This is a genomic window from Arthrobacter sp. StoSoilB20 (genome assembly GCF_019977295.1).
Taxonomy (GTDB): Bacteria; Actinomycetota; Actinomycetes; order Actinomycetales; family Micrococcaceae; genus Arthrobacter; species Arthrobacter nicotinovorans_A.
This window is the reverse complement of sequence record NZ_AP024651.1, coordinates 259,740-283,812: the sequence shown is the minus strand read 5'-3', so window position 1 is coordinate 283,812 and position 24,073 is coordinate 259,740. Positions and strand designations below refer to the sequence as shown.

The 24,073-nt window shown below is 63.3% G+C and carries 28 protein-coding genes; 9 read left to right on the top strand and 19 right to left on the bottom strand.

What is annotated here, in order from left to right; translation table 11 throughout:
* Positions 1-28 precede the first annotated feature (28 nt).
* The gene (locus LDN85_RS01430) at positions 29-238 is read left to right on the top strand and encodes a dodecin (protein WP_026541717.1); all 210 of its coding nucleotides are present in this window, start codon (positions 29-31) and stop codon (positions 236-238) included.
* A gap of 54 nt (positions 239-292) precedes the next feature.
* On the opposite strand, the gene LDN85_RS01425 is transcribed toward LDN85_RS01430, so the two are convergent.
* On the bottom strand, positions 293-1,180 hold the full coding sequence (locus LDN85_RS01425; RefSeq protein ID WP_026541716.1) for a helix-turn-helix transcriptional regulator: 888 nt from the start codon (positions 1,178-1,180) through the stop codon (positions 293-295).
* A 186-nt stretch (positions 1,181-1,366) separates the two neighbouring features.
* Between LDN85_RS01425 and LDN85_RS01420 the strand changes: the two genes are divergently transcribed.
* Genes LDN85_RS01420 through LDN85_RS01400 form a run of 5 tightly spaced genes read left to right on the top strand, consistent with a single transcriptional unit; the run spans position 1,367 to position 6,169 of the window.
* On the top strand, positions 1,367-2,188 hold the full coding sequence (locus LDN85_RS01420; RefSeq protein WP_223944378.1) for an aldo/keto reductase: 822 nt from the start codon (positions 1,367-1,369) through the stop codon (positions 2,186-2,188).
* Between the two features lie 38 nt (positions 2,189-2,226).
* Positions 2,227-3,198 (top strand): aldo/keto reductase, encoded by a 972-nt coding sequence (locus LDN85_RS01415; protein ID WP_223944377.1) that lies wholly within the window; start codon positions 2,227-2,229, stop codon positions 3,196-3,198.
* 5 nt (positions 3,199-3,203) lie between these two features.
* A complete protein-coding gene (locus LDN85_RS01410; protein ID WP_223945402.1) occupies positions 3,204-4,232 on the top strand; it encodes an NAD-dependent epimerase/dehydratase family protein in 1,029 nt (342 codons plus the stop codon).
* A 60-nt stretch (positions 4,233-4,292) separates the two neighbouring features.
* The gene (locus LDN85_RS01405; protein ID WP_223944376.1) at positions 4,293-5,123 is read left to right on the top strand and encodes an aldo/keto reductase; all 831 of its coding nucleotides are present in this window, start codon (positions 4,293-4,295) and stop codon (positions 5,121-5,123) included.
* 2 nt (positions 5,124-5,125) lie between these two features.
* Positions 5,126-6,169 carry a beta-propeller fold lactonase family protein gene (locus tag LDN85_RS01400; RefSeq protein ID WP_223944375.1) on the top strand — a complete coding sequence of 348 codons (1,044 nt, stop codon included), beginning with the start codon at positions 5,126-5,128 and terminating at the stop codon, positions 6,167-6,169.
* Positions 6,170-6,242: 73 nt separating this feature from the next.
* On the opposite strand, the gene LDN85_RS01395 is transcribed toward LDN85_RS01400, so the two are convergent.
* The 6 genes from LDN85_RS01395 to LDN85_RS01365 form a co-directional block, all read right to left on the bottom strand.
* A complete protein-coding gene (locus tag LDN85_RS01395) occupies positions 6,243-6,473 on the bottom strand; it encodes a hypothetical protein (protein ID WP_026541710.1) in 231 nt (76 codons plus the stop codon).
* Positions 6,470-6,667: a hypothetical protein gene (locus LDN85_RS01390; RefSeq protein WP_026541709.1), complete on the bottom strand. Its 198-nt coding sequence runs from the start codon at positions 6,665-6,667 to the stop codon at positions 6,470-6,472. Before LDN85_RS01390 ends, LDN85_RS01395 begins: the two co-directional genes overlap by 4 nt.
* A gap of 241 nt (positions 6,668-6,908) precedes the next feature.
* Positions 6,909-7,934: a hypothetical protein gene (locus LDN85_RS01385; protein WP_223944374.1), complete on the bottom strand. Its 1,026-nt coding sequence runs from the start codon at positions 7,932-7,934 to the stop codon at positions 6,909-6,911.
* A 5-nt stretch (positions 7,935-7,939) separates the two neighbouring features.
* Positions 7,940-8,449: a sigma-70 family RNA polymerase sigma factor gene (locus LDN85_RS01380; RefSeq protein WP_026541707.1), complete on the bottom strand. Its 510-nt coding sequence runs from the start codon at positions 8,447-8,449 to the stop codon at positions 7,940-7,942.
* A 112-nt stretch (positions 8,450-8,561) separates the two neighbouring features.
* On the bottom strand, positions 8,562-11,069 hold the full coding sequence (locus LDN85_RS21905; RefSeq protein ID WP_263422077.1) for a S26 family signal peptidase: 2,508 nt from the start codon (positions 11,067-11,069) through the stop codon (positions 8,562-8,564).
* A gap of 24 nt (positions 11,070-11,093) precedes the next feature.
* Entirely contained in the window at positions 11,094-11,717 is a 624-nt protein-coding gene (locus tag LDN85_RS01365; RefSeq protein WP_026541705.1) for a hypothetical protein, read from the bottom strand.
* A gap of 261 nt (positions 11,718-11,978) precedes the next feature.
* Between LDN85_RS01365 and LDN85_RS01360 the strand changes: the two genes are divergently transcribed.
* Complete coding sequence (locus LDN85_RS01360; RefSeq protein ID WP_026541704.1) at positions 11,979-12,956, top strand: serine hydrolase domain-containing protein; 978 nt, start codon at positions 11,979-11,981, stop codon at positions 12,954-12,956.
* Here the strand turns inward: LDN85_RS01360 and LDN85_RS01355 are convergent.
* The 8 genes from LDN85_RS01355 to LDN85_RS01320 form a co-directional block, all read right to left on the bottom strand.
* A complete protein-coding gene (locus tag LDN85_RS01355; RefSeq protein WP_026541703.1) occupies positions 12,953-13,993 on the bottom strand; it encodes a nickel transporter in 1,041 nt (346 codons plus the stop codon). The genes LDN85_RS01360 and LDN85_RS01355 overlap by 4 nt on opposite strands.
* Complete coding sequence (locus tag LDN85_RS01350) at positions 13,993-14,934, bottom strand: urease accessory protein UreD (protein ID WP_223945400.1); 942 nt, start codon at positions 14,932-14,934, stop codon at positions 13,993-13,995. The genes LDN85_RS01355 and LDN85_RS01350 overlap by 1 nt, the downstream gene beginning before the upstream one ends.
* Before the next feature lie 328 nt (positions 14,935-15,262).
* The gene (gene ureG / locus LDN85_RS01345; protein WP_223944373.1) at positions 15,263-15,880 is read right to left on the bottom strand and encodes an urease accessory protein UreG; all 618 of its coding nucleotides are present in this window, start codon (positions 15,878-15,880) and stop codon (positions 15,263-15,265) included.
* Between the two features lie 21 nt (positions 15,881-15,901).
* Positions 15,902-16,573, bottom strand: coding sequence for an urease accessory protein UreF (locus tag LDN85_RS01340; protein WP_346347067.1), 672 nt, complete (start codon positions 16,571-16,573; stop codon positions 15,902-15,904).
* Between the two features lie 138 nt (positions 16,574-16,711).
* The gene (gene ureE, locus LDN85_RS01335; protein WP_026541699.1) at positions 16,712-17,185 is read right to left on the bottom strand and encodes an urease accessory protein UreE; all 474 of its coding nucleotides are present in this window, start codon (positions 17,183-17,185) and stop codon (positions 16,712-16,714) included.
* 16 nt (positions 17,186-17,201) lie between these two features.
* A complete protein-coding gene (gene ureC, locus LDN85_RS01330; RefSeq protein WP_026548000.1) occupies positions 17,202-18,932 on the bottom strand; it encodes an urease subunit alpha in 1,731 nt (576 codons plus the stop codon).
* Positions 18,929-19,282 (bottom strand): urease subunit beta, encoded by a 354-nt coding sequence (locus LDN85_RS01325; RefSeq protein WP_223944371.1) that lies wholly within the window; start codon positions 19,280-19,282, stop codon positions 18,929-18,931. The genes ureC and LDN85_RS01325 overlap by 4 nt, the downstream gene beginning before the upstream one ends.
* Positions 19,283-19,290: 8 nt before the next feature.
* Positions 19,291-19,593 (bottom strand): urease subunit gamma, encoded by a 303-nt coding sequence (locus tag LDN85_RS01320; RefSeq protein WP_026541696.1) that lies wholly within the window; start codon positions 19,591-19,593, stop codon positions 19,291-19,293.
* Positions 19,594-19,790: 197 nt separating this feature from the next.
* Between LDN85_RS01320 and LDN85_RS01315 the strand changes: the two genes are divergently transcribed.
* The gene (locus LDN85_RS01315) at positions 19,791-20,312 is read left to right on the top strand and encodes a flavin reductase family protein (RefSeq protein ID WP_026547998.1); all 522 of its coding nucleotides are present in this window, start codon (positions 19,791-19,793) and stop codon (positions 20,310-20,312) included.
* Between the two features lie 25 nt (positions 20,313-20,337).
* Here the strand turns inward: LDN85_RS01315 and LDN85_RS01310 are convergent, their stop codons facing one another.
* Genes LDN85_RS01310 through LDN85_RS01295 form a run of 4 tightly spaced genes read right to left on the bottom strand, consistent with a single transcriptional unit; the run spans position 20,338 to position 23,130 of the window.
* On the bottom strand, positions 20,338-20,496 hold the full coding sequence (locus tag LDN85_RS01310; protein ID WP_155854148.1) for a hypothetical protein: 159 nt from the start codon (positions 20,494-20,496) through the stop codon (positions 20,338-20,340).
* Between the two features lie 24 nt (positions 20,497-20,520).
* Positions 20,521-21,621: an alanine racemase gene (locus LDN85_RS01305; RefSeq protein WP_223944370.1), complete on the bottom strand. Its 1,101-nt coding sequence runs from the start codon at positions 21,619-21,621 to the stop codon at positions 20,521-20,523.
* Between the two features lie 39 nt (positions 21,622-21,660).
* Complete coding sequence (locus LDN85_RS01300; protein ID WP_026541693.1) at positions 21,661-22,665, bottom strand: LacI family DNA-binding transcriptional regulator; 1,005 nt, start codon at positions 22,663-22,665, stop codon at positions 21,661-21,663.
* Between the two features lie 57 nt (positions 22,666-22,722).
* Positions 22,723-23,130: a RidA family protein gene (locus LDN85_RS01295; protein WP_026541692.1), complete on the bottom strand. Its 408-nt coding sequence runs from the start codon at positions 23,128-23,130 to the stop codon at positions 22,723-22,725.
* A 202-nt stretch (positions 23,131-23,332) separates the two neighbouring features.
* Between LDN85_RS01295 and LDN85_RS01290 the strand changes: the two genes are divergently transcribed.
* Positions 23,333-24,052: a GAF and ANTAR domain-containing protein gene (locus LDN85_RS01290; protein WP_026541691.1), complete on the top strand. Its 720-nt coding sequence runs from the start codon at positions 23,333-23,335 to the stop codon at positions 24,050-24,052.
* Positions 24,053-24,073: the final 21 nt, after the last annotated feature.

Here is a 24,073-nt window from a genome sequence, read left to right as displayed (position 1 = left end):
GATTCGTAAGACGTTGATGAGGAGCACCATGGCTGGCCACACCTATAGCGTTTCCGAAATTGTAGGAACTTCCACGGAGGGCGTTGACGACGCCATCAAGAACGGGATCGCCACCGCGTCCGAAACCTTGCGGAACCTCGACTGGTTTGAGGTCAAGGAAATCCGCGGCCACCTCGAGGACGGCGCAGTTGCCGACTGGCAGGTCACCATCAAGCTCGGTTTCCGCTTGGAGCGCTGACCCACCCCTCCGCCAGATGGCAGTTGCTGACAGTTCCGGGGCTCGGGATTGTCATCAACTGGCATCTCGGCGAGAGGGTTCGGGCACAGCCGATGGGTTGGCGCTGGTGCCGACGTCGCCGATGTTGAGCAGCGTCAAAGCGTCCGACGACGGCGAACCGGCCTTCGCGGAATACACCCTCAGCATCTGGTCGGGGTCGTCCGGGAGACTGAGGGTTTCAAAGTTCAGTTCCAGGTCCCCCACCACGGGGTGGTGCAGCCGAATGGTTCCCGCGGACCTCGACGTGACCCGGTGCCCGGCCCACCACTGACGGAAATGTTCACTGTGGACGGCAAGCTCCCCCACGAGTTGGTTGGTCTGGGGATCATTGGGATGCCGGCCTACGTCCATGCGCAGCGCCCCCACGGCCTCAGCCGCCACGGTCTTCCAGTCCCTGAACAGCAACCCTGCTGCGGGATCAAGGATGATCCAACGCGTGAGGTTCCGCTCCCCTGCGGGCAACGCCGTGAAGTCGGTGAACAACAAATGGGCCAGGCGGTTTCCGGCCAGGACGTCGGCACGGCGCCCCAACACCAAGGCAGGAACATCCCCGACGGCGTCCAGCAGCTGCCGCACCGCGGGCCGCACCTTCTGGACGGGGCCGGGAGTTCCAGCCGAGCCGGCGCAGTGCTCCAGCAGGTCCATCATGTGCGCCTGCTCCCCTGCGTCCAGCCGAAGTGCGCGGGCCACGGATTCCAGCACAGCCTTGGAGGGGTGGATGTTGCGGCCTTGCTCAAGGCGCGTGTAGTAGTCCGTGCTCACTCCGGACAGGCGTGCCACTTCCTCGCGGCGGAGGCCGGGCACCCGGCGCGAACCACTGGATTCCAGGGTTCCGGCGTCTTCGGGTGTGAGGCGGGCACGCATGACTTTGAGGAATTTTCCGAACTCGGCGCTTTGACCCATTCGTCCATTCTGCCGTTTGGAACGTGTGAAAGACCACCTTTGTGGGTAGGACTACCAGACCTAGGAAAAACAGGATCAGGTTGGATTGCTGACTCTGCAGCCAAAAGTGCATAGGCTCGGTACAGAGCCTCCGAAAACGCTTTCTGGAGTGTCACCACCATCATCATCCCGTCGAAGGAGACCGTCATGCCAGAGCTGACATTGAACAACGGCGTCACCATTCCCCAGCTCGGATTCGGTGTCTTCCAGGTACCTGCTGAGGAAACGCAGAAGGTAGTGGAAGACGCCTTTGAAGCCGGCTACCGCCATATCGACACCGCTGCCGCGTACCGCAATGAGGCAGGAGTCGGCGCTGCCATTGCAGCTTCAGGGATTGCCCGCGAGGAACTCTTCATCACCACCAAGCTTCGCAACGGCGAACAGGGCGAGGCCTACGATGCCTTCCAGCGAAGCCGTGATGCCTTGGGCCTGGAAGTCATTGACCTCTACCTGATCCACTGGCCGGTCCCGTCGCAGGGCCTTTACACGCAGGCTTGGAAAGAGATGGAGAAGCTCTACCAGGACAAGCAGATCCGGGCGATCGGCGTCTCCAATTTCCTGTCCGAGCACCTGGACACGCTTCTTCGCGAGGCAGACGTGGTCCCGGCAGTGAACCAGATCGAGGTCCACCCCACCTACCAGCAGGGCGGGCTGGCCAACAAGTGCCGCGACCTGAGCATCGCGGTGGAGGCGTACAGCCCGCTGGGCCAAGGCAAGGACCTTAACGCCGAGCAGGTGGCATTGGTGGCCGCGGCACATGGCACCACTCCTGCACAGGTAATCCTGGCCTGGCACCTGGCGCAGGGGACCATCGTGATCCCCAAGTCTGCGGACTCCGCACGCATGCGCGAGAACTTCGGCGCAGCAGACCTTTCCCTCACCGAATCAGAACTGGCAGCCGTTACGGCACTTGAGGCGGGCGCCCGCATCGGTTCCGATCCCGCCGTCGCCGCTTTCACCCAGCTCTAGGAACCGCTTTCACCCAGCCCTAACAACTAAGGACGAACATGCAGTACACCCATCTTGGCCGTTCCGGCCTGAAAGTATCCCGCCTCTGCCTGGGCACCATGAATTTCGGCCCCCAGACGGACGAAGCGACAGCCCACTCGATCATGGATTCTGCGCTGGATTCCGGCATCAACTTCTTCGACACCGCCAACGTCTATGGCGGCGTGGAGCACCGGGGCTGGACCGAGGAAATCATCGGCCGCTGGTTCGCGAAGGGCGGCGAGCGCCGCGAGCGCACGGTCCTGGCCACCAAGTTGTACGGCACCATGACGGACCGGCCCAACGAGTCCAAGCTGTCCGCATTGAACATCCGCCGTGCACTGGACGCGAGCCTGAAGCGTTTGCAGACGGATTACATCGACATCCACCAGTTCCACCACATTGATCGCGAGACCCCGTGGGACGAAATCTGGCAGGCGATCGAGGTTGCCGTCCAGCAGGGCAAGATTCTGTACTCGGGCAGCAGCAACTTTGCGGGTTGGCATATCGCCCAGGCGCAGGAAGCTGCCCGGAGGCGGAATTACACGGGCCTGGTCAGCGAGCAGTCCATTTACAACCTGTTCCGGCGCGAACTTGAGCTTGAGGTCATTCCGGCGGCCCAACAATATGGCTTGGGCCTGATCCCGTGGTCGCCGCTGCAGGGAGGGCTGTTGGGTGGCGTGCTCAAGAAGGAAGAACAGGGGGTACGCCGCGCCGAGGGCCGCGCACTGGAGACCCTCAAGAAGCACGAGGACCAGATCCGCCGGTACGAGGATTTCGCGGACGAGCTGGGCCACGCACCCGGCGACGTCGCCCTGGCCTGGCTGCTGCACCAGCCGGCCGTCACGGCGCCGATTGTTGGGCCACGCACGCAGGAACAACTGGATGCGGCCATCCGGGCGCTGGACGTCACCTTGAACGAGGACGCCCTCAAGCGCTTGGACGATATTTTCCCGGGCCACCGCACCGCGCCGGAGGATTACGCCTGGTGAGCGATCTGTCGTCCCACAGCCTCGGGTTGGCAGCGGACACCGTCTCGCCACGGAACATCCTGTTCATTGGCGGGACCGGGGTCATCAGTGCGGCGGCGGCTGAACGCGCCGTCGCATTGGGCCACCGGCTGACCATCCTCAACAGGGGACGGTCAGCCGGGCGGCCGGTACCGGACGGGGCTGAGGTCCTCCACGCGGATGTCCGCGACGCCGACGCCGTGCGGGAGGTACTGCAAGGAAGGGAGTTCGACGCCGTTGCGGACTTTATCTCCTTCACCCCGGACCAGGCGCGGGCCGGCACGGAATTGTTCCGTGGGCGGACCGGCCAGTACGTGTTCATCAGTTCCGCCTCGGCGTACCAAAAACCGCCGACAACACTGCCCATCAAGGAATCGACCCCGCTGAAGAATCCGTTCTGGCAGTACTCCAGGGACAAGATCGCCTGCGAGGAGTTGCTGTTCCAGGCCTACCGCGAGCAGGACTTTCCGGTGACGGTGGTCCGTCCATCCCATACTTATGACCGCACCAAGATTGCGATGGTGGGCGGGTGGACCGACATTCACCGCATGCGCGCGGGGCTGCCCATCCTGGTTCATGGGGATGGAACATCGTTGTGGACTTTGACGCACAGCAGGGATTTCGCCAAGGCCTTCGTCGGCCTGTTGGGAAGGCCCCAGGCCATCGGTGAGAGCTACACGATTACTTCTGACGAGTTCCTGCCGTGGAACCAGGTCTATGCCCTTTTCGCGAGGGCGGCCGGTGTGGCGGAACCACGCCTGTTCCACGTTGCCTCCGAGACCATCGCCGCCCACAGCCCGGAGCTTGGCCCCAACCTGCTGGGCGACCGCTCCCATTCCGTGGTGTTCGACAACTCCAAGATCAAGGCGCTGGTTCCGGACTACAGGGCCACGATTCCTTTCGCGGACGGTGCCCGGGAGATCGTCGACTGGTATGACACCCATCCTGAACTTCAGGTGGTGAAGGAGGATTTCATGGAGCTGAGCGACCGGCTCCATGAGTGGTCGCGGCGGTAGCTGTTGCCAAGCAGCTGCCGTCCAGCGTAGAAACAGAGAAACCCGGAGGAGACCAAGCCCATGACACTTGCCCCACTCATTGAACTCAACGACGGCCAGAGGATCCCGCAGTTGGGACTGGGCACCTGGCCCCTGAATGACGCCGAGGTGGCCGACGCCGTGGTGGAAGCGGTGTCGCACGGCTACCGGCATGTGGATACGGCCAAAAAGTACGGCAATGAGAAGGGCGTCGGCAACGGCATCCGTGCGTGTGGAGTGGGCCGCGAAGAACTCTTCATCACCACCAAGCTGGATGGGGAGTTCCAGGGCTCCGGCAAGGCTGTTGCGGGACTGGAAGGATCGCTGGAACGGCTGGGGCTGGAATACCTTGACCTGCTCCTGATCCACTGGCCGCTCCCCCGGCGGGGCGAGTTCGTTTCCACCTGGAAGACCTTCGAGGAGCTCCAGGCCTCGGGCAAAGCCCGCTCTATTGGCGTCTCCAATTTCAAGCCCGGACACCTGGACCAGTTGTTCCGGGAAACTGACGTGGTGCCGGCGGTGAACCAAATCCAGGTCAGCCCTTCCATTCCCCGTCCGGCAGCCCGGGCCTACAACGAACGGCATGGGATCGTCACCGAGTCTTACAGTCCGCTGGGTGCCAGCAGCGATCTGCTCAACGCCCCGGTGCTTGCCGGCATCGGCGGGAAGTATGGGAAGACGCCGGGCCAGGTGGTGCTGCGGTGGCATGTCCAGCAGGGGCTGGTTGCCATCCCCAAGACCGCTAATCCGGAACGGATGAAGGAGAACCTGGAGGTGTTCGATTTCGAACTGGACCAGGAGGACCTTTCCAAACTGCAAACCCTCGACGCCGGTCCTGACGCAGGCGTCGACTCGGACGTACAGGGGCACTGACCATGGCCAACGAAAACACACTGATCTGGGTGGGTTCCTACACCGCCGACAGGAACGCCAACGGCAAGGGCATCACCGCCCTATCGGCCGGCGATGACGGCCAACTGAGCTCACTCGGCTTGGCTGTGGCTGCAGATTCACCGTCGTTCCTTGCGGTGCATCCAACGCTGCCGGTGGTTTATGCGGTGGCCGAGGAAGCAAGGACCGTCCGCGCTTACCGCCGCACGGGCGGCTCCGGGCTGGAGGAGTTCGGCGAGCCGTGGACGGCCGGTGAGGCCACGTGCCATGTTGCCGCGGACCCGCAAGGACGCTTTATTGTGGCTACGTGTTGGGGCGATGGCCAGGTCATCCTGTACGAATTGGACGACGACGGCGCCATCACCTCGCGCACCAGCGCGGCAGCCGCCGTCGATCCCCACACTGCAACGTCCCCGGACGGGCAGCGGCCAAGCCGCGGGCATTCAAGCCTGATGCTCCCGGACGGACGCGTGATGACCACCGATCTTGGGCATGACCTGGTCCGGGTGTGGAAATACGTTCCCGGCGAGGGGCTGCAACTGGACCATCAGGTGGTTTTGCCCAAGGGCTCCGGCCCGCGGCACATGGCACGCCATCACAGCGGGACCGTTTTTGTGGATACCGAATACTCCGTGGAAGTCGCCGCGATCCGAATGGAACCGGACGGTACCTACGAGCTCACGGCCGTGGTTCCGGCGACTGCTTCGGGGGTCAAAGACGGCGACGCCGGAGCGGAGATTGCGTTGTCACCGGATGGCCGATTCGCTTATGTGGGGGTGCGTGGGTCGGACCGCATCTGCGTGCTGAAAGTGAGCCACGACGGCACTGAACTTGAGCCCATCGCCGACATTCCCTGCGGCGGCGCCTGGCCCCGGCACCACCTGGTCCGCGAAGGCTGGCTGTACGTCGCCAACGAAGGCTCGGACGACGTCGTGAGTTTCAGGCTGGACCCGGGCACAGGATTGCCGGACGGTCCCGCGGGCCGGGTGGAAACGGGTTCCCCCAGCGTGCTGGTCCCCGCCGGTTAACTGACACCGAGGTGGCACTCAATACCCATGATCCGCTCAGACATTGGTATTAAGCGCCACCTCGGCGGGCTTTTCAGGCGGACCAGACCTGGACGTCGTCGGTGCCGCAGATCAGTTTGCGGCCAGTGGGTTCAAGGATGACCCACAGCAGTTCCTGATGCTTTGAGACGTCGTCCACACGGCCCGTGCCGGCACCCCAGGCGACGTCGTAGATCCACACAGGATCGCCGGAACTGAGCTCGGACCATTCTGCCGCGGGAACGTGCCGGTAGTCTGCCGGCCGGTTCAGGATGGAGCTGGTCACGCTGATACTTCGGCAGCAGTGCGGCGCCGCCACAGAGTTGCCTCGCCATTGTGGGCGGGAAGCACGTGACCCTCGGGGAAAACCTGGACGGCGTCCGGATCGGAGTCCGGGCTCCACAGGCCCGATGCCGGGCAGTGGGACCCGGTTGGCATGGTGCGGGTGGCTCGTTCGCGCAGGAGGGCGATGCTCTTCATCGTTGAAACTCATCCTTGGGGGTAGATCGGGGCACTGCGTGGTGTGAAGCAGATCTCTTCAACCCTATGCAAGTCCTACCTGCTTGGTTATAGGCAAATGCATAGCGTCCCGTGATGTGGCTATGCAAATGCACAGTGGCATTCCGAAGGGGATCAGCGCCCGTCGCACTTTAACCCACGCAGGGGGCAGGAAACGTCGCTATGGGAGCCCATAGCGACGTTTCCTCCTACCCGGATGTGGCTATTTGTAGCTCAGGCTCAGGAACATCGCCTTCAGCTGGGCGTACTGCGTAGTATTCATCCAGGCCTTGGCCGCTTCCGGGGTGGCGAAGGCGGGCTGCTTGGCGGGATCGAAAATCGCGTAAGCACTCATAATGCCATTAGGTACGCGGATCTGATTGATGCCTGAACCTGTCTCACCGGCTTGCATCTCCGAGGCCAGGCGAACGTCCATGATGTACGTGGGAGTCTCGTCCAGCGGCGTGGCCGGAGCTTCCTCTCCCGGGTGCGTCATGAGGGCCGACTGGTGGGCAAAGAACCCGAACTGCACCGGGTCGTTGGGCGACGTCGAGGACACAACACCAGGTACTACGGCTCGGTCATAGACGGTTCTCTTCACCCAGCCGCCCGTACCATCGGCGTAGTTGCCATTGAACACGCGGGCCACCTCTGCCCCAGCGGCATCGAAGACAGTCACAATGCGCGAGGCTTCCGCAGTCCCGGGAGGATCGAATGGTCCTTGTTCCACCCGGATACTCCAGCCCACCGGATAGGTGAAGGACAAATGCCCGTCCGGGAAGGTGTAAGTCGGCACTACAGCGTGCGGCAGGGTCGTTGTCGAAATTGGTGTGGGCTCTGGGATCGGGACCGCGGGAGCCACGGGCGGGGTGGTTGCCGGTGCGGCCACCGTGGGCGTGGCCGACGGCGTGGCCGTGGGAGTTGGCGTGACCGAAACGCTGGGCGTGGGTGTCGCTTCAGTGGAGGTGACCGTGACAGCAGGTGCCGGCGCGGAGCTCACTGATCCAAGGTTGGCGGCGACCAGCACTCCCGCAGTGACGGCCGCAGCTGCGAGCAACAGCCCTCCGGCGATCTGGGCCTTACGGCGCCTGCGCTGGTCAAGGGACGTCACTGCCGCCGCCGGGTGGCTGTCGCTGAACACCGTGGAGCCGGAGAGGATCCTGTGCAGCGCTTCTTCCCCATTGGGCTCGGCAATTGGATCGACTGTGAGCGGGTCAATCGCTGAAATCTGGTTCTTGATCGGATCCATTGTCTTCAGACCCCCATCTTGTGTGTGGTGGTTTCGGCCCCTGCAGGCATCTGTTTCCGGAACGCCGTTCGGGCCCGGTGGAGGCGGACTTTGGCCGCCGATTCACTGCACTGCAGCACGCCTGCTATTTCTGCGGTGCTCAAGTCGTCCCAGTAGGCCAGTTGGAGGATGTCCCGGTCCTGTTCACGCAACCGCATCATGGCGTCCTGGACCACGACGTTTTCGGACTCCTCGCCAAACCGCTCCACCGCCGTCGTCCGGAGCTTTTCCTGCAATGCCAGCCGCCGGTCGCGGCTCCTGTAGGCGTTCCCCACCAGGTTCCGGGCAACCGTCAATAGGTACGGGAGTTCCGGGCGCGAGTCGTCGCTCCACTTTTGCCAGACGATGCGAAAGACGTCGGCGGCGATCTCCTCCGCCGCCTCAGCGGATTCGACGCGCCGGCAGACGAATTTGAAGACGGATGGGTAGCTGTCTTTGTGAATGGCGATGAACGCCAATTCGCGCTCGGAAAGCACGATTGTTCCCCCTGATATAGAGCCCTGAACTGCAGGATACTTGTATAGTTTCCGGCCGGGACGCCACGGTTACAGAGTCCCGGAAAATCTTCCGGAAGCTGCAGTTGCCCGGTTAGAAGTCCCGGTCCAGGACACCCGCTTCGGTGAGGGGCGCCAGCGAGCAAGCGACGCCTGTCAGGCCGGTGACGGCCGACGTCGGTGTCCAGACCATGTTTGCAGCCGCACCTGCCGTCCTCACACCGGAGCCGCCGCTGGCTGCACTGCCGAGGGTTACGGTCACCACTGTCCGCGGAATTCCGCCCACGGTTTCGGTGGCGGCGGTCATGATGGCGTTGAAAAGGACTGTCTTGCGGCTCTTGGCGTAGTTCTGTTTGAGGTTGACCGAGCCGAGGTTGACGCTGCTGCCGGTTCTCTGGACGTCAAGGACATCCGTGGAGTTGCCCAGGCCGGCAAGGTTGCCGTCCCTCAGGCGCACCGTCACCGGAAGCGCCGCACCGGACCAACCGGGTGTGACGCTGGCCAGGTTGACTTGCTGGCTGTAGACGAAGCTCATGGAGTCACCGCTTTCGAGCCTGCTTTGGGTGCCTCCACCGTTGGCTGTCCTGATGTCGGCTGCCCGGAGCGGGCTGTTGTCCACCCTCCTTGAAGCCACCGTGGCTGAGATGGTCTCTTTGCCAGTGCGGTCAGTGAGGACCGCCCTGAGGTCGTAAGCGCCGTCGGCATAGGCGCTGGTGTTCCAGTTGCAGCCATAAGGTACGGCGACCGGCGTGCAGAGCGTGGTCCACGTGGCTGCTCCCGAAGGTGCCGACTGGATCCTGACTGAAGCCACCCCGGCGGTTGAATTGGCGGCGGCGGACAGGGGTACGGTGCCGGTGAGGTAGGCTCCCGGGTCTTCAAGGGAAATTGAGGCAATGGTGTTATCCACTGTCCTGCTGGTGGCCGCAGTGGTGGCGATATTTCCCGCAGCGTCGACGCTGACGGCCCGGAAGGAATAGGCGCCATCGGACACGGTGGTGGTGTCAAAGCGGCAGGAATAGGGAGTCTCAGTGACCGTGCACGCTGTGGACCAGGTGCTGGTGCCGGTCTTGGCATATTGAAGGCTCAGTTGTGAGACGCCGGAGTGGGTGTCCGTTGAGGTGGCAGCCAACGTGCGGGTCCCGCTCAGGGGAGTGCCCGGGTCCGTCAATGCCACGGTGGGGGCAAGGTTGTCCACGATGATGTCGGTAACCACAGCGGAGTAGGTCGTGGTCAGTCCAGCGACGGCCACGGCGCGGAGATCGTATGTTTCATTCGTGAAGAGCGCAGTGTTCCACGTGCAGTTATAGGGACTGACCAGGTTCAGGCACAACGTGTTCCACTTGTTCGCCCCTGCCAACGAGTACTCCACGCGCACGCTGTAAATGGTGGTACCTGCACCCAGGAGGGTAGTGGACAAGGGCACGTTCCCGCGCACCGCTTCGGCGGGGCTCGCCAGGACCACAGTGAAACTGTTGGCAATCGTAGTGCTGCGGACCGGGGTCACTGAGGTGAGTCCGGCGTTGTCCGTGGCCCGCGCGCGGAGGCTGTAACCGCCGTCGGGCACTGCTTTGGTGTTCCACTGGCACGTGGCAGTGGCGGTGGAAGCCGTACAGAGATTGGTCCACGTGGACGAGCCGTCCCGGAGGTACTCGACGTCGATGCTCCTGATCCCGGACTCGGCGTCCTGGGCGGTGGCTGAGATGGTGGCGGTATCCCTGATGGAGACACCGGGGTCCGCGAGGGTGACCGTGGGCGGGTTCCAGTCCGGGGCCGCGCCGAAGGTGTTCCCGGTATTTGAGGTGACCGAGGTGAAGGCTGCCGCTGTTGTCCCGGCCGTCGCACCAAGGATTACCAATACGGCGATGAGGGCCGCGAGCAGGAAGGCGGCCACCGCCTTGGTACGCGGGCTCGCCCACAGTGGGGGGATGCGGCCGGGAACAGCGGCGGTGGTGGTAGCGGCGGCGGTAGCGACGGCGGTGGTAGCGACGGCGGTGGTAGCGGCGGCGGCGGTAGCGGCGGCGGCGGGGATCCTCCGCGTCCCGCCGCCGGGTGTGGAGCTGCCCAGGTAAATGGCGCACACCACCGCAAGCAACGTTCCCACGGACCATATGGCCAATTGAGGAAGGGTGCCGTGGGCTATCCATAATCCTGGCAAGCCCACCATGGGCACCAAGAGGCGGGCCTGGCCCGTGATCTGCTCCCGCTTCATGGGGGTGCTGTCGGTCTCCACATTGGCGTCGCCGGCGGTGATGTAGGTTCCGTCGTCGTTGGCTCCGACAATGCGGTGAAGCCGGGTCTTCTCTTTCCCGTCGGGCTCGGCTTCTGCGGGACTGAGGAACTCCACCACGCCCCCCACCGGGACCGGGCGGTCATCCGGAAGCCCCGAGGAAAGGACGACGTCGCCGGGGCTGATGTGGGGTTCCATGGAACCGCTTTGCACCACGCTCCCGCTCCAGCCCAGCACAGCTGGAAACAGCGCGATAACCGCCAGCGTCAATGAGATGCCCAGATAAACGCGGGCCAGGAGCGCCACCACAAACGGCACCCATCCCTCAGCGGAGAACAGGGCTGTTCTGGCGCTGTCCTTGTATTCCAGGCTCACGACGCTGCGTTGGATCCCTTCAGCCTACGGAGTAGGCGCGGTGTCCGACTGCAGTTCCCAGACGAGGTCGATGCTGACCCTGGCGCCCTGGAGTGCGTTCACTTGTTCCTGGGTGAGTCCCGTGGTGTTGAAACGCCAGGTACCCCGGTAACTTTGGGTCTCTCCCGGGGTACCGGCAGTGTCCCAGGATGATCCGCCTGTTGCGTAGTCCCTGTTGGATGTGGCCAGTGTGGACAAAGGCAGCTCCGGGACGGTGTTGGCCGTGGGCGTGAAACCGGTGCAGTCATTGAATGACCCGCCGGTTCCCTGTTCCAAATCAAAGTAGATGCGGTCTTCCAGTCCGCGGTCCGTGATCAGGTTTTGCGTATAGGCCCGTACTTCGCCGGGAACATTGGAATTGGACGTCACTACGATGCACTTTTGGCCCGTTTGGCCGGGAACGATGTTTTCCACCGTGAATGCTGCCGCACCGAGGTCGTCATCAGTCAATGTGACGTTGCCTGCGCTCCAGGAGCTGCCGGAGTTGCGCGTGGTGGCCGTGAATGCGGCCTGGGATCCTTGCCAAACCATTGCACCGGCAATGATGACCGCTATGGGCCCGGCTGTGAACCCGGCTATGGCCCTGGTTCGGGAAGAGGGGGTTTTCATGGCTGACATCCTTTGCTTGAGACCACTGAATGACCGCACGCAGGGAAGCATCGAAACCAGGCACCCCATTTCTGCGCAACGACATGTTCAGGCTACGCGAATATAGGGAACCTATCTACAAGTTAGTCATGCAATTGCTGAAGTTTGTCATATGACTTGTCATTACTGTGCTTGACCTGCACAGGTGCGTTTTTCGGGCCGGGATCCTGTTTCCACGGTAGATTCGACTGCACCGAAACCTAACGAGAGCGTGGAACAACCATGGTGGAAACAGGACCCTCCGCAGACTGGGCCCGCAAGCAGGTAGACCTGGGGCGCGTTCCCGTCGCGGTGTTGGGAATTGCGTCCAGCCGTGGCATCGAGGACGTCGTGGCGTTCGGGACCGACGCCGGCAGGCAGGCAACTCCCGAAGACCACTTCGCACTCTTCTCCGTTTCCAAGCCGATCAGTGCCCTGACCGTGATGCGGCAGGTGGAGCAGGGGAAGTTGTCCTTGGGGGCACCTCTTAGCGCCGCCGTCCCCGCCTTCGGTGCCCGCCGCACGGACAGCGTGACTTTGGAACAGCTGCTCAGCCACCGTTCCGGGATTGCCGATCCAGCGCTCGACGCCGGCACTCCCCTCCGCGAGGCCCTCACCAAAGCGGACCAAGCCTTCTACGCGGGAAGCCTGGTCCAGTACTGCAACATAGCTTTTGAGGGAGCCGCCGCCATGGCCGAGTGGGCCGATGGGCGCCCGTTCGAGGAGCAGTTGCTTTCTCTGGCCCGTGACACCGGCGCGGCATCCCTTACCTTTGATGCAAGCTGCAACCCGCACACCGTCCATGGCACCGAAGCCGCGGGCCTGAATGTGCAGGCCATGTATAAGAACCGCCATCCCGGAGCGGGCTTGTTTGGCACAGCCACGGACCTGCTCAACCTGGGCTCGGAACTCCTGCGACATTCCGGGAAGGCAGTCAAGCCCGCAACCCTTGCGGCCATGCGCCGCCCCCGCACCACGGAGGTTTCACACATCACCACCCGCCCCACCCCGCTGAGGCACACGGGATTGGGCTTCCAACTGCCCGCCAATGAGTCCGAGCTCCTGGCCAAGGGGATCTACGGCCACCCTGGCTGGTCCGGGACAGAATGGTGGATGTTCCCGGAGCAGGACAGGTGCGTGGTGTTCCTGACGAATGTGCTGGACGCGCCGGACACGGGCGTAGACACCAACGAGCTCTTCAACGCTGTGGCAGCTTCCTAGACGCTGATCTTCCTGCTGCGCACCGCCGATACTGCCCACAAGAGCACGAACAAGCCCACCAGGATCAGGCCGGCATCGCCCAGGTCAATGCTGCCCAGCCAGGTGGTCAGCGGGTCCTCGAGTTCGAACGCCGAATTCACGAACCCACCCAACGTGATGACCGCAATGAAGAGCGCCGAAACAGCGGAGATTCCGGTGATGACGGCGTTGAATCGAAGCTTGCGCTGCGGGTTGTGAATGGCTGAGGTGTACATCTTCATCATGGCTACGCCATTGATTGAATCGCACAGTGTCATAGCCGCCGTGAACGCAAGCGGGAGGACAAGCAGGGCGAGCGGAGAAACTCCGGCGAGTGACGCCGTCGTGGTGATGACCAGCAGCCCAATGGTGGTGGCGGTGTCGAATCCCAGGCCGAAAAGGAATCCGATGACGTAGATGTTCCGTGGCCGCTGCACTTTGGACAGGGGTTTGGCCAGGAGCCGGGCCACGAAGCCCTTGGCCTCCAGGTCCTCGTGCCGCACCTCGCCGCCGGCCCGCACCTTCCGGTACGCCTGTGTGGCACGGACGAACGCCGATCCGTTGAACAGGCCCATCGCCAGCAGGAACAGCCCGGAAACACCGGCGCCAATCAGCCCCAGCACCTTGTTGCCCGTGGTGCCGTCCTCCATGAACTGCCCGATCATGGATGCACCCACCACCACCAACAGGCCCGCCGCGATCACCACGGAACTGTGCCCCAGGCTGAACGCGAACCCCACGCTCACAGGATCTTTGCGCTGTGCCACGAACTTTCTGGTGGAGTTGTCGATTGCCGCAATGTGGTCCCAGTCGTAGCTGTGCTTGATGCCGGCAACGTAGGCCGTGACCACCAGCCCGAGCGCCAGGGGCTGCGCGGCGCCGGCCGCACCGACCAACAGGAGCACGACGGCGGCGAGGTGCAATGCGGCGACGGCACCGAAAGTGAAAAGCAACCGGGTCCGCAGGGGCAAGGCCTCCCGCTCCCGGTACATGGTGGCGAACCCGGTCAGGGCAGTCATTAGTACTTCCTCAAATTCAAGGGTTCCTGCCCGTACCAGCGTTCCCGCAGGAGGCCGGTGCAGGCACCCAGCAACGTGTTGAGTTCCTCGGTGCTGTTGGACAACGATCGCAGCACAATCCCGGTACTCCCGGCAATAGTCGTGGTCAAGGAAATACCCGTGAAAGCGGCAAAATCCTTGACTGTCCTGTCCAGCTCGTCAGCAAGCCCTTGATCCACCCGCGGATCCACCACCACCAACGACCCCAGATGGCTGAAGCCCTCCATGAAACCCATCCCGGTCACGTCGTTGAGGGGCGGCCGGATCAGGAGGTTGTCGAGCGCCAGCAGTTTCGCTCCGTTCCCGCCCTCGATCCAGATCTCATTGCGCAGCCGCACCTCTTCATATTTAAAGGACGCGCCGTCAGGGGACCACCCCGGCGTGATGACTTCGGCCATGACAAGGCTCGACGTCGGGTGGAGGCTGATGTGCGAATTCTGCCGATAGCTCGCCTCCCGATACGCAATCAACTGATCGGGCATCAGCTCCAACCGCGAGCCCTCCGCCAGCCGGACACTCATCCGCTGCTCAGCAAACGACCCCGGTGTCCGATAAACCTTGGTGGCCGACTGCGTGGTCAACAACAGCTCAGCCCCAGCCCCAACCTCCACGTCAACAACGAACAGATCGGCCCCCAGATACGCCCCACCCGGATTGACCATGACATAGCAAACCTGCCCGGACCCATCCAGATAATGCGGCCTAAGCACCCGCAAAGCGCCCTCATGGAACTGCCGCAAAGCAACAGACCGCCCCCCGCGCACCCCAACGCCCAACTCCAACCGCCCCCGCACACCCCGCTCCCCCAAGGCCAACCCAGCGCCCGGCTCAACATTCCCAAAGGCCAACCGAGCGCCCGGCTCCACGTCCCCCCAAGGACCAGCATCGACGCCCGAGCCCATTACACGCGTGCTCACAAGCCACCCCCGGAGGACGCCCCGAACGTCGCGACGTTGCAGCCTGGGCCGGCCGTGAACGCCAGCCGAATGGCCGGCGACCAAACGGCGGAGGCGGCGCAGCCGGAGAAAAGGGGCCGCCGGGCCGCGGCGGCAGTTGGGGCGGGGCGATCCGCGGAGCCGGGTGATAGGGGCCGCGGCGTGGTGGGCCACGTGGGGGGCCCACTGCCGCGAGGGCCCCGACTCGAGCTTGCGAGAGTTGGGAGCGGCTGGGGACGGGCACGGCCCCTATCACCCGGCGAAGCCGCCGGTCCCCGCCCGGGCATGAGCACGGTCATTGCGCCAAGTCGAGCATCAGGACGTCGCGCCGGATCCAGTTGAGGACCTCGTCCAACCCTTCGTCCGTCTTGAGGTTCGTGAAGCAAAACGGCTTACTGCCGCGGAACTCCTTGGAATCCCTCTCCATGACGGCCAGGTCCGCCCCAACATGTGGCGCCAAATCGGTCTTGTTGATAATGAACAGGTCGGATTTGATCATCCCTTGGCCGGCTTTGCGGGGGATTTTTTCGCCTTGGGCTACGTCGATGATGTAGATGGAGAAGTCGACGAGTTCGGGGCTGAAGGTGGCGGAGAGGTTGTCGCCGCCTGATTCGACAAAGATGACCTGCAGATCGGGGTGCCTGGCTTTGAGTTCTTCGATGGCCGCGGTGTTCATGGAGGTGTCTTCGCGGATGGCTGTATGCGGGCAGCCGCCGGTTTCGACGCCGATGATGCGGTCTTCGGGGAGGATGCCGTTGGCCGCGAGGATTTTGGCGTCTTCGATCGTGTAGATGTCGTTGGTAATGGCGGCCATGGAGATGTCCCTGCACATGTGCCGGGTGATGCGTTCCACCAACTGGGTCTTGCCGGCTCCGACGGGTCCGCCGACGCCGATTTTGATGGGTTCAGTCATGTTTTCTGTCCTTTGCTCCAACTAGCTCATGAACATGCGGGCGCGTTGCCGTTCGTGCCGCATTTGTGAAATTTCAAGTCCGGGGCTGACGGCCCCAAAGTCGTCCCAGCACAGCTGTGCTACATCCTCGACGGCGGCAGCTACGGCGTCGTGCGCGTGGCGCAGTACCCGCTGGCCGGCGTTCTGCCCGAGCGGAATGGCGCGCACTGCGTTCTGGGTCAGGGAAGTCACTGCAGCAAACAAATAGGCAGAGAGCGCGGCCTCAAACGGAACACCCAGTGACCGTGCAATCACCCCAAAAGCCAAGGGCTGATGCCCCCCGGCCCCACCCCCACGAACCAACTCCCGGTACGCTGCCAACTCCGCCGAAGGAAACACCTCCCCGCCGATCTCCAACAACCGCCCACCCATCTTGAGCGAAGCCTCCCGCACCTCCCGAGCCAACAATTGCGCAGAAAGAACAGAATCCAACAAACAAACATCCACCCCGTCATACAAGAACCGCAGAGCCAACCCATCCGAATAGGTCAGCTGCTGCCCCACAAAAGCCCCCAACCACTCCCCAAAAGACCCCTCATCCCAAACCAACCCACGATGCACATAGCTCTCAAACCCCAAAGAATGAGCAAACGCCCCCGTAGGCAACGCAGAGTCAGTCAACTGTTGAAGAGCCAGCTGATATGTCGCACTCAAAGCGCACCGCGCTGGAACCGGGCTCGACAAGCGGAGGCGGGTGATAGGGGCCGCGGTGTGGAGGGCACCGCGAAGCGGGCACGGCCCCTATCACCCGCCGGAGGCTTGCCAACCCCGAAAGCCAGCACCCGTATCCGCCTAGTGCGAATGCTCAGCATGGCGGAAGGGCACCGGCATGACCCGCTCTTGCCTGTCGTAGGGGACGCCAACGCTCTTCAGATAATCTTCGACCGTGTGGTCATACTGACAAACCATGACTTCGGCTCCGTACTCGGAAGCGGCATCGAAGAATTGCGCCTGCAAATGCCGGTTGCCGAGCGAATGCGCCACGATCCCCATCTCGTGGATTGTCCGCGCCCCGATCACCAGGACGTCGGTGGGCAGCACGGAGATGACGATGACGTTGCCGGGTTCGACGGCGAGGATGTCGCCGTCGCGGAGGTCGCCGGTGCCGGCGGGGAGGCGGATGCCGAGTTCTTTGCCGTGGTCGGTGGTGACGCGTTGGATGCGTTTGACCAGCAGGGAGCTCGGGAGTACCACTTTTTCTTTGTGCCGGCCCTCAAAGTCGTTGGGCTGTTCGTGGAGGTTGCCGAGGATTTTTTCGATGATCATGTGATTCCTAAGCGGCTTAGAAGAGGAAGTAGCGCTGCGCCATGGGCAGCACGTCGGAGGGCTGGGAGGTGACTTCGACGCCGTCGACGCTCACTTTGTAGGTTTCGGGGTCGACGGCGATCTCCGGCGTTTCGCCGTTGTATTTGAGGTCCGCTTTGGTGAGGTTGCGGATGCCGGTGACGGGTTTGATGATGCGTTCGAGGCCGAGTTCGGCGGGCACTCCGGCGTCGATGGCTGCTTTGGACAGGAACGTGATGGACGTCTGCTGCAAGGCCTTGCCGTACGTGGCAAACATGGGGCGCATGGTGCGGGGCTGGGGTGTGGGGATGGAGGCGTTGGCGTCGCCCATGAGGGCGTAGGCGATCTGTCCGCCTTTGATGACGAGTTCGGGTTTCACGCCGAAGAACGCGGGGTCCCAGAGCACCAGGTCCGCGAATTTGCCTTCTTCCACGGAACCGATGACATCTGCCATGCCTTGGGCGATGGCGGCGTTGATAGTGTATTTGGCCACGTAGCGTTTGAGCCGGAAGTTGTCGGATTCGGCGGAGCCGTGGGTGGTGCCGGAGGGATCCTTCAACACGCCTCGTTGCCGTTTCATGGCGTCGGCTACCTGCCAGGTGCGGGTGACTACTTCGCCGACACGGCCCATGGCTTGCGAGTCGGAGGAGGTGATGGCGAAGATGCCGAGGTCGTGCAGGACGTCTTCGGCGGCGATGGTTTCGGCCCGGATGCGGGAGTCTGCGAAGGCCACGTCTTCGGGGATGTCCGGGTTGAGGTGGTGGCAGACCATGAGCATGTCCAGATGCTCTTCGATGGTGTTGCGGGTGTACGGCAGCGTGGGGTTGGTGGAGGCTGGGAGCACGTTGGGCAGCCCGGCGATCTTGATGATGTCCGGGGCGTGACCACCACCTGCACCTTCGGTGTGGAAGGTGTGGATGACGCGGCCGTCGATGGCCCGGATGGTGTCTTCCACAAAGCCGCACTCGTTGAGGGTGTCGGTGTGGATGGCCACTTGGACGTCGTATTCGTCGGCCACGCGCAGGGACATGTCGATGGACGAGGTGGTGGAGCCCCAGTCTTCATGCACCTTCAGCCCTACAGCGCCGGCGCGGATCTGCTCTGCGAGGGGCTCGACGGCGGATGCGTGGCCTTTGCCGAAGAGGCCGATGTTGACGGGGAGGCCTTCGGCGGCCTGCAGCATCCGGGAGATGTGCCAAGCTCCGGGGGTGACCGTGGTGGCTTTGGTTCCTTCGGCCGGACCGGTGCCGCCGCCCACCATGGTGGTGATGCCATTGCAGAGCGCGGCCGGGACCTGTTCCGGGGAGATGAAGTGGATGTGGGTGTCGATGCCGCCGGCTGTGAGGATCTTCCGTTCACCGGCGATGATCTCCGTGCCGGCGCCAATTACGATGTCCACATCGTCGGTGATCTGCGGGTTGCCTGCCTTGCCGATTTTGAAGATGTACCCGTCCCTCAGGGCAATATCGGCCTTGTAGATCCCGGTGTAGTCCAGGACGATCACGTTGGTTATCACCGTGTCCGGGATGTCCTCCGAGCGGGTCAGTTGTCCGTTCTGGCCCATGCCGTCGCGGATGACTTTGCCACCGCCGAACACCACCTCTTCGCCGTAAGCTGTGTAGTCCTTCTCGATTTCAAGGAACAGTTCGGTGTCCGCCAGCCGGATGGCGTCGCCGGTGGTTGGCCCGTACAGCTCGGCGTACTGTTTGCGGGGAATGTCGAAGCTCATTTGGCGTCTCCTTCGGAAGCCGGACCACCCTGGCGGGTGCCGCCGTCGAGCGTTCCATTCACCGCGTTACTGAGCCCGAAAACTTCACGCCTCCCGGCAATCGCAATCAGTTGAACGGTCTTTCGATCGCCCGGCTCGAAGCGCGCGGCCGTGCCGGCCGGGATGTCCAGGCGACGGCCGTAAGCGGCGCCGCGGTCGAACTCGAGGGCACGGTTTGCCTCGGCGAAGTGGTAGTGCGAGCCGACTTGGACCGGACGGTCACCGCGGTTGACAACCTCGACGCCGATTGCGTCACGGCCGTCATTGCAGGTGATCGAACCGGGCTGGAGCCTGTATTCGCCGGGGATCATGGTGGCTCCTATCGGATGGGGTGGTGGACGGTGACGAGCTTGGTGCCGTCGGGGAACGTGGCTTCGATCTGGACGTCGTGGATCATCTCCGGCACGCCTTCCATCACATCTTCGCGGCGGAGGATGGTGGTTCCGTAGCTCATGAGTTCGGCCACTGTCCTGCCGTCCCGGGCGCCTTCGATGAGTTCGTAGCTGATGATCGCCACAGACTCGGGATAGTTCAGCTTCAGTCCCCGTGCCTGGCGGCGCCGCGCGAGATCGGCGGCCACCACGATCATGAGTTTCTCCTGCTCGCGGGGCAGTAGATGCATGGTTACTCCTTGGACGCCGGGCACTTGGACAGATTGTGTTCAGCGTAAGGAGCGGAAGTTTCGGCTACGTTTCCAATTCGTCTCAGTCGGGGGTCGGATTACCCGAATTGACCTCAAGTTAAGTTGAGGTCCTAGCATCAGTGAGGTGTGCGTCCATCAAGGCCGCCAGCCCTGGCCAGTCCCATGAAAGTGCGTTAATGACCTACCCCCAGCCCTTGCAGTCCGAACCAGTCGGCGATCTTTTCAGGGCCGCATTCCGTTCCCATCCGGCGGGAGTCGCCATTATCACCGCGCAGGGGCCGGATGGCGCAGTAGGCCTGACCGCGTCCTCGGTAGCGTCCGTGGCCGTGGATCCGCCAACGCTTGCGTTCTCTGTGACCAGCGGCCGTTCGGCCTCGCACATCGCCGCTGCGGAGAGAATCGTGGTGCACCTCATCGGCGCCGATCAGTTGGAGCTGGCACGCGCGTTCGCCGATCCTGCTGCCCCGCGGTTCACGCAGGACATGGACTGGGAGTTGCTTCCCACCGGCGAGCCATTGCTCAGGGAGGCTCAATGGGCGTTGCGCTGCGAAATTGTCCACCGGGCGCCGCTGGGTGGTTCGGTCCTGCTGGCCGCGACAGTCCTCGACATCAGGCCCAACCTTGGCGGCTCGGCTCCACTGGTTTACCACGACCGGGAGTTCCACACCCTGTTCCGCAGCGCGCAGGCGGTTGGCTGACCTCGCCGCGCCCCCAGGTACCCTGTCACGCATCCTCAAGGCGCGTCAGCAACTCGGCATCGTGACTCAGGACGAAATCCAGCCCCTCGCTGATCTCACGTCGCCGCGCATGGCGCTGCAGAACCAACTCTGCTTTCCCCAGCCGACGATCAAGGTCTTCAGGAACGCGCCGATTCATTGCCATGCAGCGACGGTACCAAAGCGGTACCTAGTTGTTCCTCCCCCGCGCCGCCACGGCCCACTGCTCCACCACGGTCCCACCGCGCACCACAGTCACCTGGTCCACCAGGTTCATGGTCAGGCACACGTGGTTGGGGATCACGCGGAGCCTGGTACCCAGTGGCGGCAACTCCGAGGAGTCCGGCCAAACAACAGTGGCATGATGCTCTGACAAGGCAGTGACCTTGGCTTCGGGGTATTCAGGCAGTCGCGCAAACCCTGTGGCCCAATCCGGCCGGTCGCTGCCCAGGATCTTGCTGCCGGAGTCCAGGACAACCCGGCGGACGTTCCCACCTGCAGCTTCGTGCCTGCTGACCACGGTGGCCGCAACCGTCAGCGCGATCTCGTCCCACGAGCACCGTTCGAGTTCCAGCTGCTGGGCGTCGCCGAACACGTAGACGCCCGGGCGCAGTTCGGTTGCTGCCGATTCCCCGGAGATCAGGGCCGTGGGCGTGGATCCGCCGCTGATGGTGGTGACCTCGAAACCCGCCCCAGTCAATGCCGCCGCGGCCAGCCCCAAAGCATCGTTCTCGTTGCCGGCCGCGCCGGTGGGCATCCCTGGCCTGTAGCTGTGTCCGGGGAACGTAAAGACCCCGGATACGGTCAGCCCCGTGGCGGCCGCAGCCTTGGCCACCTCCACCACTTCAGAGGGTAAAACGCCGCTGCGGTGATGACCGCTGTCCACTTCGATCAGCACCTCAATGCTGCCGGCATCCGCCCCAAGTTGGCGGCCCATCGTCGTCGCACTTTCAGCCGAATCCACACCGACTGCCAGGCGGCACGCCGCTGCCAGGGCGCGGAGCCGGTCAGCATGCGGGGCCTCCACCCAGAGCGGATAGGCGATGAAAATATCCTTGACGCCGTCCGCGGCGAAGACCTCGGCCTCGCCGATTGTGGCCACGGTGATCCCCACGGCACCGGCCGCCAACTGTTTCCGCGCGATCTCCAAGGTCTTGTGCGTTTTCACATGCGGCCGGAGCTTCAGTCCCCTGCCGAGCATGCTGGCCGCCATGCGTTCGATGTTCCGGTCCAGGACATCGACGTCAATCAGGACAGCAGGGGTCACAACTTCAGCGGGAATCACGTTCATTCCTCAAACACTAACGGCCCCGGGCACCGGCAGCGGCGGTCAGGGCGCCGACTGCCTGATCCGCAGCTCGAAGGCCGCCTGCGGCTGCTGCACGTGAAGCGGGGCGTCCTTGTTCTCGATGCGGTTAATAAGGAGTTCGACGGCGCGCTCCGCAATTTCCGCACGCCCCGGCGCCACCGTGGTCAGTGACGGCGAGGCAAACTTCGCCTCGTCAATGTCATCAAAACCAGCAACGGCGATCTCCTCCGGGACCTTCCTGCCACGGACCAAAAGCTCGTGAAGCGCACCCAGGGCGAGGGCGTCGTTGAGGCCGAAAACGGCGTCGAATTCCACGCCGCTGTCCAGCAACCTCGCGGTCCCCTCAGCACCGCCGTCGCGCCGCCAGTCGCAATCAATCACCAAAGCGGGATCGTAGGCAACGCCGGCGTCAGCGAGCGCAGCCTTGTACCCCTCAAGGCGGAGGCCGTTGCTGCCTGTCGTGTCGCCGTCGTGCGCGCCCAAAACGGCTATACGACGGCGGCCGCCCGCCAGCAGGTGCGCGGTGACCGCTGCCGCCGCCCGGTGGTTTTGGATGAGGACCATATTCAGCCGGGGATCCTGCACGTATTCACCGAGCAGAACCAGGGGCTTCTTGCCGGCGGCCTCCATGATCTGTTCCGCATCCAAGGCCAGGGGGATGAAAAGGAGGCCATCGGTGAGGGTCCGGAACTGGCCTTGGAGCGCCGCTTTCTCGTGCCCGGGCCCATTCCCGGACTGCTCCACCAGAACACGGTAGCCCCGCGCCCATGCCGCTTTCATGATGTCCGATGCCAACTCCGCGTAATACGGAATGGAGAGGTCGGCCAACACCAAGCCGATCATGCTGGTCTTGCCTGAGCGGAGGCTGCGGGCTGTCAGGTTGGCCTCGTAGCCCAGCTCGTCAATGGCATCCAGGACGCGCTGTTTGGTGGCGGGCCGGATGAACTCGTAGTTGTTGATCACGTTGGAAACCGTCTTCAAAGAGACCCCGGCAACGCGCGCGACGTCGTTCATGGTGACGGCCATCAAGGTGCTCCTTTTGTCCTGTTGGCATACATCGTTGCAGACCAGGGCGTTGCGGGCTTAGTCCATGACAGCGGCGACTGCCTCGATCTCCACCAGCTGATGGTCGTAGCCGAGGACGGTGACGCCCATGAGGGTGCTCGGGACGTCATGCTCACCGAACGCCTCGCGCACCACCTCCCAGGAGGCCACCAGGTCGGACTGCTTGGAAGAGGCAACCAGGACGCGGGTGGAGATGACGTCCGCGATTCCTGCTCCGGCTGCTTCCAAGGCCAGGCGCATGTTCTCCACCGCCTTCCTGGCTTGGGCTTGATAGTCACCAATACCTGCAGTGGTCCCGTCCTCATTCAGCGGGCAGGACCCCGCCAGGAAGATCAGCCTGGCACCGGCTGGGGCGGTCGCGGCATAGGCATACTCTGCAGCAGAGCTGAGCAGGTTGGAACGAATGAGCGTCACGGCACTGGTCATGGGCATCCTTTGTTTGTAGCGTCAGTACATCCCATCACGGGCCCTCGCCCTGTCATGTTCCAGGGCAACGGCGTAGTGTCGGGAGTAGGAGATTTCGGGTGAAGCACAAGGTCCGGAGTTGAATATCCGGGCCGTGCGCGAACACGAGCGCACTGCCGCCAGCCGGACTCACACGCCCGGCATACCCGGGAATGAGGCCTTTATGGCCCTGAACGATGCAGTACCAACAGCTGAGCAGTTGCAGGACCTGCTGTTGGAGAGCCCCGGCTTCACGGAATTCCTCCTCGGCCTCACCACGATTTCGGCATCGCTGTTGGGCGGAGAAGCGCCAATGCTCTGCGCCATCACAGTGGAGCGCGACGGCGGCCCCTCCACAGTGGCCAGCAGCAGTGACGCTGCCCGGCGCCTGGATGAAAAGCAATACGAGTTCGACGACGGCCCATGCCTCACGGCGCTCCGGCAGCAACGTACCGTCCTCATCCCTGACCTTCTGACGGATCACCAGTGGCGGCACTATGCCGCCGCTATCGCCGACGAGGGCATCCGGAGCGTGCTGGCCGTCCCCATCGCCACTGACAACGGCTCAAGGGCGGCCCTGAACTGTTACTCCACGGAACTGCGGACGTTCACCCCGGACACGGTGGAATTGGTAAAACAGCACGCGGACTCCCTTTCGCGGATTCTGCGGCTGGCACTGCGGCTGCACGCGGAGGAACCGTACCCCGGGCATTTGCGTTCAGCCTTGAAGTCACGGGCGATTGTGGACGCCGCTATTTCGCTGATCATGGTGCAAAACCATTGCAACCGCGAATCGGCGCTGCGACTCATCCAGCTGGCGTCCCGCAACAGTAATAAACGGCTGCATGAGATAGCCGGCGACATCCTGGATAGGGCCGGACACAGAGATCAGGGGGGCAGGTAGTGTCGATGAATGCAGGTCTTT